Here is a 17,110-nt window from a genome sequence, read left to right as displayed (position 1 = left end):
TAGCCTGGTTTTGATGCCTTTTTCGACGCTTAAAGTGCTTCAGGGTCGATAATGCGACGTATCGTGATCCACATACTACCAACTTGTTCATGCCAAATTCGAGTGACTATATCTAGCGCCTTATCATTTGCGATAAACTGCCGACTTAATGGGAGTGACTTAAAATTATAAAACTCTGTCGGGGCAGGGAATACTTCAACGCCTTGTGCTTCAAATAGGTTTTTTGCGCGTTTCATGTGCGAAGCTGACGTGACAAGTGCAACATCATAATCTACCAAAACGGGCGCGAGCATTTTCGCTTCGTCTGCGGTGTCTTTGGCATTGTGGTTTTGCTTGATACGGGTAGCGGAAATACCTAAGCTCTGTGCAGTTTTAGCCATGAGTCCTGCGCTTGTTGCGTTGCCATAGCCATAACCAGAAACATACAGCTGGGCTTTTGGGTAAATATTAGCAAGTCTAATGCCTTCAACTAGTCGAGCTAAACCGCAACTACCTAATTGAGCATTACTGGGGAGGGAATCATCGGGGTATAAATTACAACCAAGCACAACAATTCTGTCTATGTTTTTGTGCCTGCTTGGATTGAATGCGGTGAGCGTGCCCTTATCCCACTCGATAATGTGTTGCGCGACATAAGGAGTGGATATGCTCCAAGTAGTTAGTAGGACCAACCAGACTGCGATATACGACCCTTTGCGTGTTTTGGCGATAAAAAACATGAGCCCCATAAGTGCAACCAAAGATAACGGTAACGGCATCAGAAGTTGACCGATAACCTTTTTGACTTCAAACATTTAAACATGCCTTAGATTTAGATAAGCCTGACGCAATGCTAGCATGAGATGGGAGCTGTAGAAATGTATAACAATTAGGGCTCAAAAAGAGCCCAGTCAACTATCTTGCCGTGGTTTTACGGCAGGTATTCAGAAAATGGCGATAAACAGGGTTATCTTTCATGCTTTTCTTCATTGCTAAATACATTGGACGATTTAGCCCAAGAGCGCCTAGAGGAATCGATTTAATCAGCCCTTGGCTTTCATACGGTGTGACCAACCAGTCTGGTAATGCCGCAACCCCCATACCTGCACTCACAAGTTGGAAGATTAATAAACCTTGATCGACGGTTTTTAGCGTACCATCAAAGCGTGCATTTTGAATAAAGTGCTTAAATATGTCCTGACGCTCGCGAGGAATAGGGTAAGAAATGATGGTTTCATCTTTTAGGTCGAGTGCTGTGACATAGGCCTTCTTGGCCAATTCGTGATCTGGTGCAACGATTAACTTTAATTTAAAGTCAAAAAGATGCGCGTATTCGAGCTGTTCTGGTTCTCGAATGTCCGAAGTAAGCACTAAGTCCAGCTCATCTTCAATAAGGTCAGGAATCGCATCATAGCTAAAGCCTCGTTCGTAATCGACTTTAATGTCAGGCCAAAAGGTATTGAATTCTTTAATTGTTGGCAGCAACCAGTGAAAACAAGCATGACATTCCACGCTTAATCTGAGTTGTGAGATGGGCTGGTTAAGGCTTTCCTTCAAACGACACTTTGTTGCTTCAACTTTAGGCAATACATCATTGGCGAGCTCTAATAGCAACATGCCTTGAGGGGTAAAGCGTACCGGTTGGGTCTTGCGCTCGAATAGTTGGCAGTCGAGTTTGTTCTCTAGATCTTTGATCTGATGAGATAAAGCGGATTGAGTCAGGAATAGCTCTCGTGCTGTATTCACAAGAGAACCAGTTTCTTTCAAGGTGGAGATAGTCTTTAGGTGCTTTATATCAATCATTATCAACAATTCTCATATTTGAAGTGAGCAAATCTCAGCATTACTCAATATTACGATTCTATTTAGTTATTATCAATGTCTAGACGTCTAAATACCTGCGGTGAATTGTTCAAAAATTCACAAATCCACTATAACACTAAAAATGACAGCGTTGTCACTACTTCTGTAAAAATTTTGCAAAAAATTACAAATTAATTTTATTCATATGAAATCTGAAAAAGCATCAATTGTTGTTTTTGATTATGATAATTAAATTTAGACATCCATACATCTAGACGGAATTAAAATCATGGCATTAACACATAATTTGGGTTTTCCACGCGTAGGCAAAAAACGTGAACTTAAATTTGCAGTAGAGCGCTATTGGTCGGGCGACTTAACGCAAGACGACTTAATCGCGGAAGGAAAGCGCATTCGTGCAGAAAATTGGGCATTGCAAGCTGATGCTGGTGTTGACCTTCTCCCTGTCGGCGATTTTGCTTGGTATGATCACGTGTTGAATATTTCATTACTTGTCGGCGCTATTCCTAGTCGTCACAAAAATGATGAGTCTGTAAATCTCGATACTTTGTTTCGGATTGGCAGGGGTCGAGCACCTAGCGGCTGTGCGTGTGCAGCAAGTGAAATGACAAAATGGTTCAACACCAATTATCATTACATCGTCCCTGAGCTAACTCAAACACAGGAGTTTGCTCTGACTTGGACTGAGTTATTCATTCAAGTAGAGGAAGCACAATTACTTGGCTACCGAGCAAAACCCGTCTTGGTCGGCCCGGTAACCTATCTCTACTTAGCTAAATGTGTTGGCCAAGAGTTTGATAAATTAGTTTTATTAGATAAGTTATTGGCTGTATATCAGCAGGTACTTGCCAAGCTTGCAGCTCAAGGTGTTGAGTGGGTACAAATTGATGAACCTATTTTAGCACTGGAAATCGACGATGCTTATCGTAACGCGCTGCGCCGGAGTTTTGATGCGTTGAGTGGCCAAGGAGTAAAAGTGTTGTTGGCCAGTTATTTTGACTCCGTACAAGCGCATGTTGAAGATATTCAATCTTACCCCGTAGAAGGCGTGCATTTTGACTGCGTAACGGCAAACTACGACTTGGCTGCGTTAGAGGAAGTAGTTGGGCAAGATAGCGTACTGTCTCTCGGAATTGTGAATGGTCGTAACATTTGGCGCTCGGATCTCGAAGGTGTATATCAGCAACTTGCTCTGGTTCATGAACGTCGCGGTGATAATCTCTGGCTCGCTCCTTCGTGCTCATTATTACATACGCCAGTGGACTTAGAGCAAGAGCAAAAGCTTGATAGTGAGTTAAAGTCTTGGCTCGCATTTGCCAAACAAAAAGGGCAAGAGCTGGCATTATTGAAAAATGCATTGGAGCAGCGTGATATTACCCAGTTGGTCGAATATTCTAAGCCTGTAAAAGCGCGTTTGACTTCTACTCGAGTGAATAATAATGAGGTGCAGCAGCGTGTTTCAGCGCTTACAGCAAAAGACGGTCAACGCACGAGTGAATTCGCAACCAGAATTAAAAAGCAAGCACAATCGCTAAATTTACCCTTATTGCCAACCACAACGATAGGCTCTTTCCCACAAACCCAAGCTATTCGTAAGGCGCGACGTGATTATAAAGCGGGTACGTTGAGTACTGATGCTTATCAAAGCCAGATGGAAGCGGAGATCCGTTATGCCGTTGAAGAACAAGAAGCGCTTAACTTAGATGTGCTTGTACATGGCGAAGCAGAGCGCAATGATATGGTTGAGTATTTTGGTGAATTACTCGAAGGTTTTGCCTTTACTCAGTTTGGTTGGGTGCAAAGTTATGGGTCGCGCTGTGTTAAACCCCCTGTGATCTGGGGAGATGTCTCGCGTGCAGCACCAATGACAGTGAAGTGGACGAGTTATGCACAGAGCTTAACCAAAAAACCGATGAAGGGCATGCTAACAGGGCCGGTGACTATTTTATTTTGGTCGTTTGTCAGAGATGACTTAGATAAGCCGAGCATCGCGAATCAAATCGCATTAGCACTGAGAGATGAAGTAGTGGATTTGCAAAATGCAGGGATTAAGGTGATCCAAATCGATGAGCCTGCATTTAGAGAAGGGATGCCACTCAAAGCCAGTCAGTGGAAAACTTACTTAGCGTGGGCGGCATATGCGTTTAGGGTATCTGCAAGTGGTGTGAATGACGAAACACAGATCCATACGCATATGTGTTATTCGGAGTTTAACGATATTATCGCCGCCATAGCGGATATGGATGCGGACGTGATCACAATTGAAACGTCACGTTCAAATATGACCTTACTCGACGCCTTTGAAGATTTTGACTACCCCAATGACATCGGGCCTGGCGTTTATGATATTCACACGCCAAACGTACCTGAGGTGGTATGGATAAAAGACCTAATTCACAAAGCAGCGAAGAAAATCCCAGTAGAAAGATTATGGGTGAACCCTGATTGTGGGCTTAAAACTCGAGCATGGACAGAAACCCGGGCTGCACTTGAGAATATGGTGGCAGCAACCAAGGAGCTTAGAAGCGAATTAGGTAGAAGTTAAACTAAACCAGTCTAAATACCCATTGTTTATAAACAATGGGTATTTGCTAGTTTCTACTCAGTAAAAATGCCATCGCTTGATCTGCGGCGAGTGGTTTGGAAACAATATAACCTTGTCCAAACTGACAGCCTTTTTGCTTTAATAGCTGCCACTGGGTTTCGAGCTCGATACCTTCGGCGACAACGGTCAGGTTAAGTGATTGTGCAAGCTTCAAAATCGCATCAACTAGGGGGTTTTCTCTTTCAGTTAGTTGGTCAATAAAGCTCTTATCAATTTTAAGCACATGAATGGGGAGCTGGTGCAAATAACCTAAAGCAGAGTAACCGGTGCCAAAGTCGTCAAGATAAAGCTTCACTCCAAGGGATTCTAATCCTTGAATAATTTTGGTTGCGAGAGCTAAGTTTGCTATTAATCCAGATTCTGTGATTTCCAAACATAAAGAGCCAGGTGTAAGCTCATAATGATGATAAAGTTGCTGGATCGTATCAACGAACTCTAAGCTTGCGAAATGTCGCGATGAAACATTTACCGTAACACGAGTCTTCGGCAGCTTTTGCGCTTTCCAACGTTTGAGTTGTTTGGCTGCTAATTCCAACAAATGTAAGTCAAGTTCAATGATCTGTCCGGTTTGCTCTGCAATTGGAATAAAAGCATCTGGAGAGACGAGACCATTTTTGGGGTGAAACCAACGGACAAGGGCTTCAAAGCTCACAATAGCGCCAGTCGTGAGAGAAAATATCGGCTGATAGTACAGCGCAAATTCATTGTTTTTTATGCCATGTTGCAGATCATTTTCAATATCGGCTTGCTGTTTTAGGCGCTTGCGCATGGCATTATTAAAATAGCAGACCTGACCCCGACCCGAAGATTTTGCTTCGTACATGGCGGCATCTGCTTGCTGCAGTAAATTAATTGCGCTATCGGACTCGTTATCAGTGAACGCAACGCCAATACTGCCAGAAGCTTGCAGAACATGACCATCTATATGAAGGGGCTTGGTTATTGCTGTGGTGATCCTATCAAGTAGCAGAGTGACTTGTTGCCTGTCTTGGACATTTTCCATAAAAATTGCAAACTCATCACCCCCGAGCCGCGCGAATGTATCGGTTTTGCGAATACAGCCATTTATCATCTCGACAATAGCAATCAAGAAATGGTCTCCAACATCGTGGCCAAGTGAGTCATTAATGCTCTTAAATCTGTCTAAATCCAGATAAATTAGGCAGTGCAAATTAGAGGACTCGATTCGTGCAAGCCTCAAAATGGCATGCTTGATCCGCTCTAACAATAAATAGCGATTGGCAAGACCTGTTAAGTCGTCATGTAAGGCTCTATGCTCTAACGCTTGTCGTGAAAGCTGCCGGTCTATGGCCATGCTGACTTGGCGACTTATATAAGTCAAAATAGATAAATCATGATTCACGAAAGCTTGGTCGTTATTGTAGCTTTGCAGTACAATCACGCCCTGATATTGATTATTAACCAAAAATGGTACGCCTAACCAAGAGCGCGGCGAGCGGCCCACCATTTTAAAATCACCCCGCGTAATGTGCATTCTAAATTGATTGTTATCACACAGCAGTGGTCGTTGGTTCTTCAGAATATAGTAGGATGCAGTATGCTTAATCTGATCTTTTGATACTTTTTGATGTGCATTACATTTTTCGCCTCCCTCAATCAAATAATCGATTTCTAAAATATCCTGTTGAGTATCATAAAGGCCGATAAAGAAGTTCTCGGCGCAAAGCTGAGAGGCAATGATTTTATATAAGTCATCATAAAAAGCTTCAAGGTTCTCAAAGCGGTAAGTGATGTTTGCAATTTTAAGCAGGGACTTTTCTAAATTCTGTGCTTGGTGTAACTGGGCAATCGTGGTTTGGAGGTTTTCTAAGGTACGTAACTGATGGATTTTGGCACTGAGCAGATGTGCGACCGTCGATAATATCTGTAAATGCGCGGAGGTAAAATAATCGGCCTCTGGATGCTCACAGTCAATCACACCGATTAAATGACCGTCATACTCAAGTGGTACACAAAGCTCTGACATGGCGGGTCGTAAGTCAGCAATGTACATAGGGTGAGCGGCGACGTTTCCAGAAATAAAGGGCGCTCTAGTCGTTGCTACTTGACCAGTAATACCTAAACCAATCTTTATCTTGGTTTGTTCAACACGATAATCACCATTAGCATGGGAAACGCCCATACTTGCAGCGACTTCTAGATATTCTTGGTAAGGATCAGCGAGATAGATAACACAATCGACAAACCCCAGTCGGTTGACAACCTGTGTCGTAACGTATTCAAATAATTCGTCAAGTTTGGTTAGATGCAGCAGCGACGAAGAAAACTGGTTAATGATGCTAAGCTGCTCAGTTTTTGATTCTAATTTTTGGTTCTCAGATAGCATACATATTTCTCATGAAAAGATGCTACTAAGTTAACTTAAATTGTACATATTTACCAATATTGTGAAAAATGAAAACGCGCTAAAGTAAACTCACAAAGTGAAATAATCTGCGGTTGGCCTGAAAAACTTTACTAACACCCATGTGCAGCCTATGATCGGGCAAATTCAGCAGTGGAAGAGAGCAATGACGAGCAAACAAACGCTAACGATTACACGACCAGATGATTGGCATGTGCACCTACGTGATGGTGATGTATTGGTCGATACGGTAAGAGATATTAGTCGCTATATGGGCCGCGCGATTATCATGCCAAATCTGGTCCCGCCTGCAACTTGCACAGAGACTGCTTTGGCTTATCGTGACCGCATAATGGCCGCTAATCCTCAAGGTAACTTTCAGCCTCTAATGGTGTTGTACCTTACGGATAACACTACTCCTGAAGAAATAAAAAAAGCGAAAGCAACCGGTCATATCGTTGCTGCTAAGTTGTATCCAGCCGGTGCGACGACAAACTCAGCGTCGGGGGTAACGGATATTGAAAACGTGTATCCAGCACTTGAAGCGATGCAAGAAGTTGGCATGTTGCTGCTTGTGCACGGTGAAGTGACGGACTCATCTATTGATATTTTTGATAGAGAAAAAGTATTCCTTGAGACGAAGCTATCTAAAGTCGTTGATAACTTTCCAGCGCTAAAAATCGTACTCGAACATATCACAACAAAAGATGCCGTTGATTTTGTCAATCAAGCACCTGACAACGTTGCAGCAACTATCACTGCTCATCACTTGCTTTATAACCGCAATCATATGTTGGCTGGTGGTATTCGCCCTCATTATTATTGCTTACCTATCTTAAAGCGTAATACACATCAACAAGCGCTAATTGAAGCGGCGACAAGCGGAAGTAAGAAATTCTTTTTGGGCACTGATTCAGCCCCTCATGCGAAAGATAAAAAAGAAGCCGCATGTGGCTGTGCCGGTGCATACACTGCACATGCCGCAATAGAGCTATACGCCGAAGCATTTGAAGACGCGGGAGAGCTTGATAAATTAGAAGGCTTTGCGAGTCACTTTGGTCCGGACTTTTATGACTTACCACGCAATACAGATACCATTACGCTGACTAAGTCTCCTTGGCAAGTGCCTGATGCATACAAATTAGGTGAAGGATCTGTTGTTCCTATTAAAGCGGGTACAACTATTGACTGGAAAGTTGAATGAGATTTAAACAAAATGTAATTAAATCTTCTTAATCCTAACTAGAAAGCGCTATTATGGCGCTTTTTTCGTAACAAAATTAAAATTCACAGAATACAATTTGTTTTTTATTAATTTTAATATAGTATTCAATATAAATATTAAAACTAAGCTTAATTGAGAGAGTATCAATGCGTGAGATCAAGTCTTTTATTAAAAATGCAAGCTACGGTGATTTAGAAAAAGCGTTAGAGCTTATCCAAAAAGCACTGGACGAGCAAAAGGAACAACAGCAAGCTAAAGAAGAGGTATTGGCTATGCTGAAAGAAAAAGGACTTACGCTTGATGATTTAGTGGGCACTACGTCAGCTGACCGTCGTTCTAAAGTAAAAGCAAAATACCGTATTGAAAAAGACGGTGAGGTAATCGAGTGGACTGGCCGTGGTAAAACACCTAAAGTATTCCAAGGTGTTAACCTAGATGATTATCTAATCTAATAATGCTTTATTATGAAGGTGGTTCGGTATTGAACAACCTTTGTTTAAATTGCTTAAATAAAAGGCGTACCTTAGTAGGTACGCCTTTTTTGACTTAATTATATATCCCCTGAGGCGCTTATTTACGTTTTAAGACCTTATCAGCAGGAAGCGGTACAAAATACACTGCTCCACTTTCGTAAATCTAGCGAGTCTGCAGTAATTGTTTTGCCTACTGGCGCCGGAAAGAGTTTAGTTATTGCGGAGCTTGCACGGCTTGCTAGGCACAAAATATTAGTGTTGACTCATGTTAAAGAGCTTGTAGAACAAAATGCACAAAAATATAAAAGCTATGGATTACAAGCGAGCATTTTTTCTGCTGGATTAAAAGAAAAGTCGTTACAGCATCAGGTGACTTTTGCCAGTGTGCAGTCGTTGTCTCGAAATTTGTCACAACTTAATCAATTCTATTCATTGGTTATCATTGATGAATGTCACCGAGTAAGTGGTGATGATAATAGTCAGTATCAGCAAATTTTAAACCAGCTGACTGAATTTAATCCTGAATTAAAGTTACTGGGCTTAACAGCAACACCTTATCGCTTGGGTATGGGATGGATATATCATAAGCATTATCACGGTTTTGTGAGGGGGAAAGCAGAATCACCATTTAAGCGGTGTATTTATGAGCTGCCGCTCAGATATATGATAAAAAACTCGTACCTAACGCCACCTAAAAAAATTGATCCAGCGGTTGAAAATTATGACTTTTCTAGTTTAAGTACAGATTCATTTGGGCGTTATTCAGAATCTGATATGAATACATTATTACAGGCTCAGACCCGTGCAACAAAAAGCATTATCTCGCACTTACTAGCGCTAAGTGAGAATAGGGTCGGCGTAATGATTTTTGCCGCGACGGTTATGCATGCAAAAGAAATTCTCGGCTATTTACCTGAGCAATATAGTGCGCTAATAACGGGTGAAACCAAATCTGCCGTGAGAGATGCACTTATCGTCCAGTTCAAAAATAGAGAAATTAAGTATTTAGTGAATGTTTCTGTGCTGACTACCGGGTTTGACGCGCCCCATGTTGATGTTATCGCTATCTTGAGACCCACGGAGTCCGTGAGCCTCTATCAGCAGATTGTAGGCAGAGGACTTAGGTTAGACGAAAATAAAGAAGATTGCTTTGTCATTGATTATGCTGGCAATGACTTTGACTTATTTGCACCTGAAGTGGGAAGTAAAAAGCCAAATTCAGACAATGAGCCCGTACAGGTGCTGTGTCCTGGTTGTGGCTTTGCCAATATTTTCTGGGGCAAGGTAGACGAGCAAGGCAAGCTTATTGAGCATTTTGGTAGGCGCTGTCAGGGGTTGCTTGAACACGATGAAGGTCACTCACAGCAATGTGATTATCGTTTTAAGTTTAAAGAATGTGAGCAGTGCGGTGCAGAAAATGATATTGCTGCAAGGCAATGTCATCAGTGCGGCGGAATAATGGCAGACCCAGATGATAAGCTGCGCGCGGCACTGAATTTAAAACATGCAATGGTATTACGCTGTAGCGGGCTATGTAGCGAAGTACTCGGTGGCAATAAATTAAAAATTACTTACTTTGATGAGGATGGGGCAAGTTGCAGTGAAGTCTATGACTTTTCTAATCAAAAGAGCCTATTTATATTCCACCAGCAATTTGCAAAGCGGAGAAAGTCAACATCGGCACCTGCGCAATGGCAGTCAGCTGAAGAAGTGATAGATACTGACTTAATTGCACCGGATTTTGTGATTGCTAAATTACACAAGAAGTTTGGTTGGCAGGTTTCTGAAAAGCTGTTTGATTATCAAGGAAGCTACAGAAAGGCCGACAAAAGTTAGCTTTTCTGTAGCAAGTTTATTCTTCCGAGGCCATTAAGCCCCAGCCATCACCATATCCTTCATAGCCATTGGCTATGCTTTCTAGGTATTGCTCTGTCTGACTCAGCAGCTCGTGCATAGGGACCATAGTCACTGTGGTGATCACTTCCCAAACGCCAGTATCAGGACATTGTTGTAACTGGGTTTTAGGTGCTAATTCATCTTTCTCAATCGCGCTACTGAAGCGCTTAGCATCATCAGCTTGCTCGAAAAGAATATAAAAATCGATATTCTGCATTTGCGTCAGATCAACGCCAGCAGCGGCAATCTCAGCTAAAAGTTCACCGTTATCATCATTTGGGAATTGCATAATTTCACTCTGCAGGTTCAATTGCTGCTATTGTCCGTCATCTGCAAGAAAATAAAAAGGATGAATGTAAATAAATGTGCGATAAAGCCACTGCGTTACATCAAAATACACCCTATGTTCAGCTTAAGCTCAGTAAAATTGCACTTTCTCTGAAAAGTCGTTTTACAGTATCCATTTTCACAAGCACAATGGCGTTATCGATGCCCATAAGTCGCGATATTTAGGTCGTTTTATTTTAATGAAGCCGTATTTCTCTTGTTTAACACTAGCGCTTTTTTTGTGCTGCTTTTCCTCGTTTAACGCAGGTGCGGAGTCTCGCCCTGCATCAGTAAAAATCTCCAACATTGAAGTCAAAGTCGAAAACGGCGACGTAGAAGACAACATCACTGGTTTTTTAAAATCTTACAAAGGTAAGCCAAAAGTCCCTCGGGTGATGAAAGAGGTACGTGCGGACATACGTCGCGCTTTGCATGCTTTAGGTTATTATCATTTTGATATTCAACTCAGTGGAGCAGGGCAAAACGTCATAGCCGAAGTCAAACTTGAAGCACCACTGAAATGGAAAGATATTAATATTGAGCTTGTGGGCACGGGGAAGGACAATGCGGATTTAGTTTCGCTTATCAAAGATGTACCAATCCAAGTTGGCAAGCAAGTTAATCATAGTGATTATCAGGCAACGAAAAGCCGCTTTGAAAGCGAGCTACTAGAACTTGGATATTTTGATTATCAATGGCAGGAGTCCAAGTTGCTTGTTCACAAAGCGAATCGCTATGCTGGCGTGCGACTACTTCTCAACACAGGTAAACGTTATCAATTTGGCGACCTTGCTATTGAGGGAAACACCAAAGCGGCTAACTATATACGTTCGCTAAGCCCATTTTCGAAAGGGCAGCCGTTTGAAGCTAGCCTCTTGTCTGATTTTAATCTGTCTTTAAATGCCACACCTTATTTTAGTGCGATAAAGGTTTATCCGCTGTTAAAGGACCGGACGAGCGATCAGATCCCCGTTCGAGTGAGTGTTGAAGACAAACCCGCAAATAGCTTTGAAGTGGGTGCTGGCTACAGTGATGATGTGGGTGCAAAAACCCGTTTTAAGTGGACTAAACCTTGGATCACCGAGGATGGCCATTCCTTTGAATCCAATCTGAGGCTGTCGCAAAAGCAACAAGATATCACTGCCAGTTATACCATTCCAGTAGACAATCCTAACGACGATTTATGGCGTGTGTTAGGCGGTTATAAGGTGCAGGATGAAGTAACTGAAGGGATCAACAGCCGGATTTGGAACGTACAAGTACAGCGACAATGGCTAACGGATGACGAGTGGGTGAGGACGGCGTTTTTGAAACGTGAACACGAAACTACGGAACAGCTAGGCGAAAAACAACGGACGGAAATGTTGATCCCAGGTATTAGCTACTTAAAGAAAGAAAGTAAAGGTGGCGCGCTACCTTATTGGGGGAACGAGCGCCTGATCTCCATTGAAGCTGCAGCAGATTCTGTACTATCGTCTGCAAATATGTTGAAAGTGAGATGGAACAATGAATGGTTAAGAAGCTTTGAAACCAAGCACTTGTTTTTTGGTCGTTTAGACTTAGGGGCGATTGTGACAAAGGATATTGACCAAATTCCGTTTACCCATCGTTTTCTTGCTGGGGGGGATCAGAGTATCCGTGGTTTTGCCTATGAATCTATCGGCCCTCGCGATGACGAAGGGCGCATACTTGGCGGCAGATATTTAGCCACTGGTACAGTGGAATATAACTATCAATTCCATCCAAGTTGGCGAGCTGCTTTGTTTGTTGATGCGGGTACTGCAACGAACGATTTCTCGGACGCTTGGGAAGTTGGAGCTGGGTTTGGTTTTCGTTATTTAACCCCCGTTGGTCCAATCCGGCTCGATCATGCTTGGGGGCTGACCAAAGAAAGTAAAAGCACCCGTCTCAGTATTGTTATAGGACCTGAAATCTAATGCAGTTCAGAAGCTTAAGAATCAAAATCATTACTGCCATTATTAGCTTATTTTTACTTTTGGTTTGTTTATGCTTTACCTTGCCTGGGCAAAAGTTACTGGTTTGGACAGCGAATAAAACGGTTTCAGGGTTAGAAATCGATGGCTTAGATAAGCGCTTGTTATCTGGCGCCAATCTTACGTTGCGTTATCACAATGACAATATAGATATTCGTCTTAGAGACACCAAAGTCACTGTTGAGTGGTTGACCTGTGCCAGCGTTTGCATTGCGCTAGACGCAAAAACGATAGCGATCGTACAAAAGCAGAAAAGTGTCAGCGAAGCGGAAACTACTGAAAGTGGCCAAGTTGAGTTACCACTGCCAATTGCAATAAAACGTGCTCAAGTTCAGCAATTCTCGTTGGACACGCCGGAAATTACTGTGCGATTGCAAGGCTTAGACACGCAGTTTTCAGGTTCTGGCTCACATTTTAATGTCCCTTTTTTGCTGTTAGACAGTGTGAAGTTGACCACAAAGGCAACTGAACAGCCTGTGCCTGCAAAATCGCCAGCACCACTTAATGCAATAGCGCCACTCCAACTGCCTAAGATAGATCTGCCGCTAACCGCTGAGCTCGGCGAGTTAAAGATTAACAATCTCGCGGTAGATGAGCAAACACTTGAGAATATCAAGCTTTCTCAAGTTGTAGTGGATGAAAATGTGGACGTGGAGCAGGTTCAGCTTAACTATCAAGAATGGTTTATATCAGCAGCGGCAGAAATCTTGCTTAATGACTGGACTATTGATCTGAGGTCAACCTTGAGTGCGCCACAGGGGTTAGCCAGTTTAACACTGGCGGGTCGCCCTCACGATCTCACGCTTACTTTGAATAGCGAGGGAATGGCGTTTGCAAAACTGCAAGCCCATGCGGATTTGACAGCGACAAACTGGCCTTTTGATTTACAGGGTCAAATAGATAAATTAGTTATTCCTTCAGAGCCCACGACTTTAAAAGGTGCGACACTCGGCTTGAGCGGGGATGCCTCAAAATACCATTTGTCAGGCTCAATCGCTGTTAATACTGTGCAGTTTGGTGATGTTACCGCGACACTTGAAGGGCAAGGTGGACTACAAGCGTTTACATTAGCTAAAGCAAAGCTTCAGCTTGAAAAAGCGCAAGCGCAAATCGCGGGACAAGTGAACTGGTCGCAAGGGGTGAAGGGTAAAGTGAACGGGGACTTTTCTCAGCTACCAGTCGATAGATTACTAGGGCTAGTGCAATACGATGCAGGCCTGACGAAAAACGATATGCTGGCAGGGCAATTCGCGTTTGATTTTATGAGTCAAGGTGAACAGTGGCAGGTTAATGTTGAGCGCTTTAAGCTCGATGGTAAAGTAGCGGGCACACCACTTAATGCGGACGTTAAGGTCGTTGTGGATGAAAGCCTGCTAGGTGAGTTTAGCCATGCACGCCTGAATTATGGCAAAAATAGCCTGACGGTAAGCGGTGAGCTTGGTCAGCAGTTAGATCTCGATATTGACTTTCAGTTTGAGCAGGCGGCAAATACGCTTATTCCAGCTGACTTAAAGGGCAGTGGTGAAATCTTTGTTCAGGGCGACCACCTCAAGCCAAGGATTCAGACCGATATTAAGTTTGACTCTGTGCGTTACCAGAATATAGCACTACATGGCTTAACGACGAAAGGCACGGTTGATATTGCCAATGAAGTGACTGGGCAAATTAAACTGGCATTAGACCGTTTGATTGTTGACTCTGAAATGGTTGAAGACATTCGTTTAGCTGTGAAAGGCAATCAGCAGCAACATAACGCGACATTGGATATTCGTGATAAGCGAGTGGTTGCAAGCTTTGAAGTCAATGGCAAGTTGCAACAGTCCACTTGGCAGGGAGAATTATCGTCTGGAGAGGTAACTTCTCAAGGGCAAACGATAGCATTGCAAAGTCCTGCCGCAATCGTGATCAGTGAAGTCAGTCAACGCATTGCAAAGCAGTGTTGGCGGATGGATGATACTGATTTGTGTTTTGCAGCCGAGCAACAAGGCACACAAGGGCAAGCCGATGTTAAACTGGAGAAATTGGCACTTGCTAAACTACAAACTTGGTTGCCAGCAGAGCTCAAAGTAACTGGTGAAACTCAGGCCGTGGCTAAACTTGCGTGGCAAAATGGCCAAGTAACGCGAGCCGATGGCGAGCTGAACATTGTTGATGCCGGCGTTACGACTCATGGGCAAACATTTTCAATTTCTGAATTTAAAGCGTTACTAAAAACCAATAACAAACAAATCCACGCTGATTGGCGCATGACCTCCGAAACCTTAGGTAAGTTCAGTGGTGATACGCGTGTGCCGCTAGATAAACAATCCCCCCAATTAGCTGGTAACGTAAAAATAGAGTCAATTGAGCTGGCTAAGTTGTCAGCGCTACTAAACCGAGTAACGGAACAAAGTTTTGACCTGCAAGGGGAAGTGTTAGGGGATATAAATATTTCAGGTAGCCTCGCGGCCCCTGAAGTGAACGGTAAACTAACTGCTCAGCGCTTATTTATGTCTTCTGACTCTTTGCCTGTTGAAATTGATAAAGGTCACATCAATCTTGATTTTAATGCCACTTCAGCTCAACTTGAGGCTGAGTTAACAGCAGCAAAAGGCGGCAAGGTAGCACTAACTGGCGAAGCCTATTGGTCGCCCGAGCTCTCTGCTGAAGTCAAAATAAAGGGCGAAAATATTTATGTGCAACCAGACTCACAGATTGAACTAACCGCAAGCCCAGATCTAACACTTGCCTATAAAGATAAGATTGCGCGAGTACTTGGAGAAATTGTGGTGCCGTTTGGCCGAGTAAACATTGAATCTCTGCCTGAGGGAGTCACCTCGCCAAGCGACGATGAAGTCATTGTTGATGCTAAGGTGCAAAAGCAGATGTCGGTGCCAGTTCAACATGAAATAGATTTAAAACTGACCGTTAAAGATAATTTTAGGGTGAAGGCGCTTGGGCTAGATAGCTTTGTTACCGGTGCAATCGAAATTGACAAGCAAGTTGAGTCGCCAATGTTAGCAACGGGAGAGTTGCAATTGCGAGAGGGGAAATATCGTGCATTTGGCCAAGACTTGTTGATCCGTACAGGACAAATTGGCTTCAATGGCGCATTAGATAAGCCATATTTGAACATTCGAGCTATTCGAAATCCAGCGACAACCGCCAATGATGTGATAGCCGGTGTTGAGCTCACTGGCAATATTGCTAAGCCGCGTTTGACTGTATTTTCAGAGCCTGCAATGGACCAAGCCAAGGCACTGTCATACCTACTTAACGGTCAGCCTTTAGGGGAGTCTGAAACCTCTAATAATGCGCTACTCACGCAGTTTTTACTCTCACAGGGAATTGACCGCAGTGAAGGATTCTTTAGTAAGGCGGGGGAATCGCTTGGACTTTCGGATGTTAACCTGTCAGCAAAAGGCAGTGGTGACGATACACAGGTCGAGGTGTCAGGTTACATCACCCCCAATGTTCAGGTCAGTTATCGTGTTGGGGTATTTGAGTCTATTAATGAAATTGCGCTGCGTTATCGTGTTTTTTCGAAGTTTTATGTTGAAGCCACGAGCGGTTTGTACAACAGTATAGACTTCTTATACAAATTTGATTGGGATGATAAATGAAACTGCTTTGGCTCGTTCTAGGTTTTGTGATATTTCCTCTCAAAGCACAAGAAACAACGGAAATTAGAATCAGCGCTGGTGCCGATCCGTACATTATAGAGCTGCTTACTTTGAGTTTATCCTACCAGGTAGAGTCAGCGAGGCTCGTATCAGTGAGAAGTATTCCTTCTCAAGACAGAGCGGTGCGCCTACTTGGAGAAAAAGGGGGGCTGGATGTCAGTTGGTTAGTGACTAACTCACAGCGCGAAAAGGCCGCGAGTGCAATTCGCATTCCCCTAGTGAAAGGGATTTTGGGTTATCGCATTCCTTTAGTGCACAAACATAATCAAGCCTTACTGAGCGGAGTACGCTACATTGGCGACTTGCGCCGAGTTACTTTTGGTTTACGCAGAGATTGGCCAGACCATCAGATTTTTGAGCGTAATGGCCTCAGTGTGACTTCTTTCTCACAAGAAGACAGTGGTTACGACATGCTGTTGAAAAAACGTTTTGATGTGCTACCAAGCGATTTAGTGAGTATTGAAGCTGCCCTGAGTGACACGGATTTGGTAGCAGATCAGCATGTGGTGTTTTACTATCCTTCGGCGGTATATTTTTTTGTTTCTCACGACAACCCGTTGCTCCATAGCCAAATTGAGAAAGGCCTTAAAAGCGCACTGCAAGATGGCCGATTCGAGGCGTTATTTTTAAAACACTTTTCCGCTCGTCTTGAAAAGCTAGATCTTAAAAACAAAACAGTCATAGAATTAGACAACCCAAACCTGCCACCCAGTGCGCCGTTGGAGGTGTCATTTTATTGGTATAAACAAGGAAAATAATA

11 protein-coding genes are annotated in these 17,110 nt (G+C 43.2%); 7 read left to right on the top strand and 4 right to left on the bottom strand.

Features of this window, described 5'->3' with window-relative positions; genetic code table 11:
* Positions 1–29: 29 nt before the first annotated feature.
* Both L3V43_RS01305 and L3V43_RS01300 read right to left on the bottom strand, forming a co-directional pair.
* The gene (locus L3V43_RS01305) at positions 30–794 is read right to left on the bottom strand and encodes an ElyC/SanA/YdcF family protein (protein WP_102057234.1); all 765 of its coding nucleotides are present in this window, start codon (positions 792–794) and stop codon (positions 30–32) included.
* 100 nt (positions 795–894) lie between these two features.
* A complete protein-coding gene (locus tag L3V43_RS01300; RefSeq protein ID WP_010606609.1) occupies positions 895–1,782 on the bottom strand; it encodes a LysR substrate-binding domain-containing protein in 888 nt (295 codons plus the stop codon).
* A gap of 289 nt (positions 1,783–2,071) precedes the next feature.
* Between L3V43_RS01300 and metE the strand changes: the two genes are divergently transcribed.
* Positions 2,072–4,348, top strand: a complete 2,277-nt coding sequence (metE, locus tag L3V43_RS01295) for a 5-methyltetrahydropteroyltriglutamate--homocysteine S-methyltransferase (RefSeq protein WP_267134924.1) — start codon at positions 2,072–2,074, stop codon at positions 4,346–4,348.
* A 46-nt stretch (positions 4,349–4,394) separates the two neighbouring features.
* Here the strand turns inward: metE and L3V43_RS01290 are convergent, their stop codons facing one another.
* Positions 4,395–6,755: an EAL domain-containing protein gene (locus L3V43_RS01290; RefSeq protein ID WP_237115873.1), complete on the bottom strand. Its 2,361-nt coding sequence runs from the start codon at positions 6,753–6,755 to the stop codon at positions 4,395–4,397.
* A 184-nt stretch (positions 6,756–6,939) separates the two neighbouring features.
* Here L3V43_RS01290 and pyrC point away from each other — a divergent pair, with 184 nt between their 5' ends.
* The 3 genes from pyrC to L3V43_RS01275 all read left to right on the top strand — a co-directional run bounded on the left by pyrC (position 6,940) and on the right by L3V43_RS01275 (position 10,307).
* Positions 6,940–7,977 (top strand): dihydroorotase, encoded by a 1,038-nt coding sequence (pyrC, locus tag L3V43_RS01285; protein ID WP_174169966.1) that lies wholly within the window; start codon positions 6,940–6,942, stop codon positions 7,975–7,977.
* 167 nt (positions 7,978–8,144) lie between these two features.
* On the top strand, positions 8,145–8,450 hold the full coding sequence (locus L3V43_RS01280; protein ID WP_010606613.1) for an H-NS histone family protein: 306 nt from the start codon (positions 8,145–8,147) through the stop codon (positions 8,448–8,450).
* A gap of 102 nt (positions 8,451–8,552) precedes the next feature.
* Entirely contained in the window at positions 8,553–10,307 is a 1,755-nt protein-coding gene (locus L3V43_RS01275; protein WP_237115965.1) for a DEAD/DEAH box helicase, read from the top strand.
* Between the two features lie 16 nt (positions 10,308–10,323).
* Here L3V43_RS01275 and L3V43_RS01270 read toward each other — a convergent pair whose 3' ends face one another.
* Positions 10,324–10,656, bottom strand: coding sequence for a ribonuclease E inhibitor RraB (locus L3V43_RS01270; protein ID WP_010606615.1), 333 nt, complete (start codon positions 10,654–10,656; stop codon positions 10,324–10,326).
* 238 nt (positions 10,657–10,894) lie between these two features.
* Here L3V43_RS01270 and L3V43_RS01265 point away from each other — a divergent pair, with 238 nt between their 5' ends.
* From L3V43_RS01265 to L3V43_RS01255, 3 genes are read left to right on the top strand one after another with little or no spacing between them, the layout of a single operon-like run.
* Positions 10,895–12,631 (top strand): outer membrane protein assembly factor, encoded by a 1,737-nt coding sequence (locus L3V43_RS01265; RefSeq protein WP_102057228.1) that lies wholly within the window; start codon positions 10,895–10,897, stop codon positions 12,629–12,631.
* Positions 12,631–16,290, top strand: coding sequence for a translocation/assembly module TamB domain-containing protein (locus L3V43_RS01260; protein WP_237115874.1), 3,660 nt, complete (start codon positions 12,631–12,633; stop codon positions 16,288–16,290). The genes L3V43_RS01265 and L3V43_RS01260 overlap by 1 nt, the downstream gene beginning before the upstream one ends.
* Positions 16,287–17,108, top strand: coding sequence for a transporter substrate-binding domain-containing protein (locus tag L3V43_RS01255; RefSeq protein WP_237115875.1), 822 nt, complete (start codon positions 16,287–16,289; stop codon positions 17,106–17,108). The genes L3V43_RS01260 and L3V43_RS01255 overlap by 4 nt, the downstream gene beginning before the upstream one ends.
* Positions 17,109–17,110: the final 2 nt, after the last annotated feature.

Origin of the sequence: Pseudoalteromonas sp. L23 (genome assembly GCF_021728455.1) — a bacterium.
GTDB lineage: Bacteria > Pseudomonadota > Gammaproteobacteria > Enterobacterales > Alteromonadaceae > Pseudoalteromonas.
The sequence above is the reverse complement of the archived record's forward strand: the minus strand, read 5'-3'. Positions and strand labels throughout refer to the sequence as shown.

What these genes read in the sequence shown, in the direction of transcription:
- pyrC (WP_174169966.1), top strand. Translation starts at nt 6,940, where the DNA reads ATGACGAGCAAACAAACGCTAACGATTACACGACCAGATGATTGGCAT.
- metE (WP_267134924.1), top strand. Translation starts at nt 2,072, where the DNA reads ATGGCATTAACACATAATTTGGGTTTTCCACGCGTAGGCAAAAAACGT.
- L3V43_RS01255 (WP_237115875.1), top strand. Translation starts at nt 16,287, where the DNA reads ATGAAACTGCTTTGGCTCGTTCTAGGTTTTGTGATATTTCCTCTCAAA.
- L3V43_RS01290 (WP_237115873.1), bottom strand. Translation starts at nt 6,755, where the DNA reads ATGCTATCTGAGAACCAAAAATTAGAATCAAAAACTGAGCAGCTTAGC.
- L3V43_RS01265 (WP_102057228.1), top strand. Translation starts at nt 10,895, where the DNA reads ATGAAGCCGTATTTCTCTTGTTTAACACTAGCGCTTTTTTTGTGCTGC.
- L3V43_RS01270 (WP_010606615.1), bottom strand. Translation starts at nt 10,656, where the DNA reads ATGCAATTCCCAAATGATGATAACGGTGAACTTTTAGCTGAGATTGCC.
- L3V43_RS01300 (WP_010606609.1), bottom strand. Translation starts at nt 1,782, where the DNA reads ATGATTGATATAAAGCACCTAAAGACTATCTCCACCTTGAAAGAAACT.
- L3V43_RS01305 (WP_102057234.1), bottom strand. Translation starts at nt 794, where the DNA reads ATGTTTGAAGTCAAAAAGGTTATCGGTCAACTTCTGATGCCGTTACCG.
- L3V43_RS01280 (WP_010606613.1), top strand. Translation starts at nt 8,145, where the DNA reads ATGCGTGAGATCAAGTCTTTTATTAAAAATGCAAGCTACGGTGATTTA.
- L3V43_RS01260 (WP_237115874.1), top strand. Translation starts at nt 12,631, where the DNA reads ATGCAGTTCAGAAGCTTAAGAATCAAAATCATTACTGCCATTATTAGC.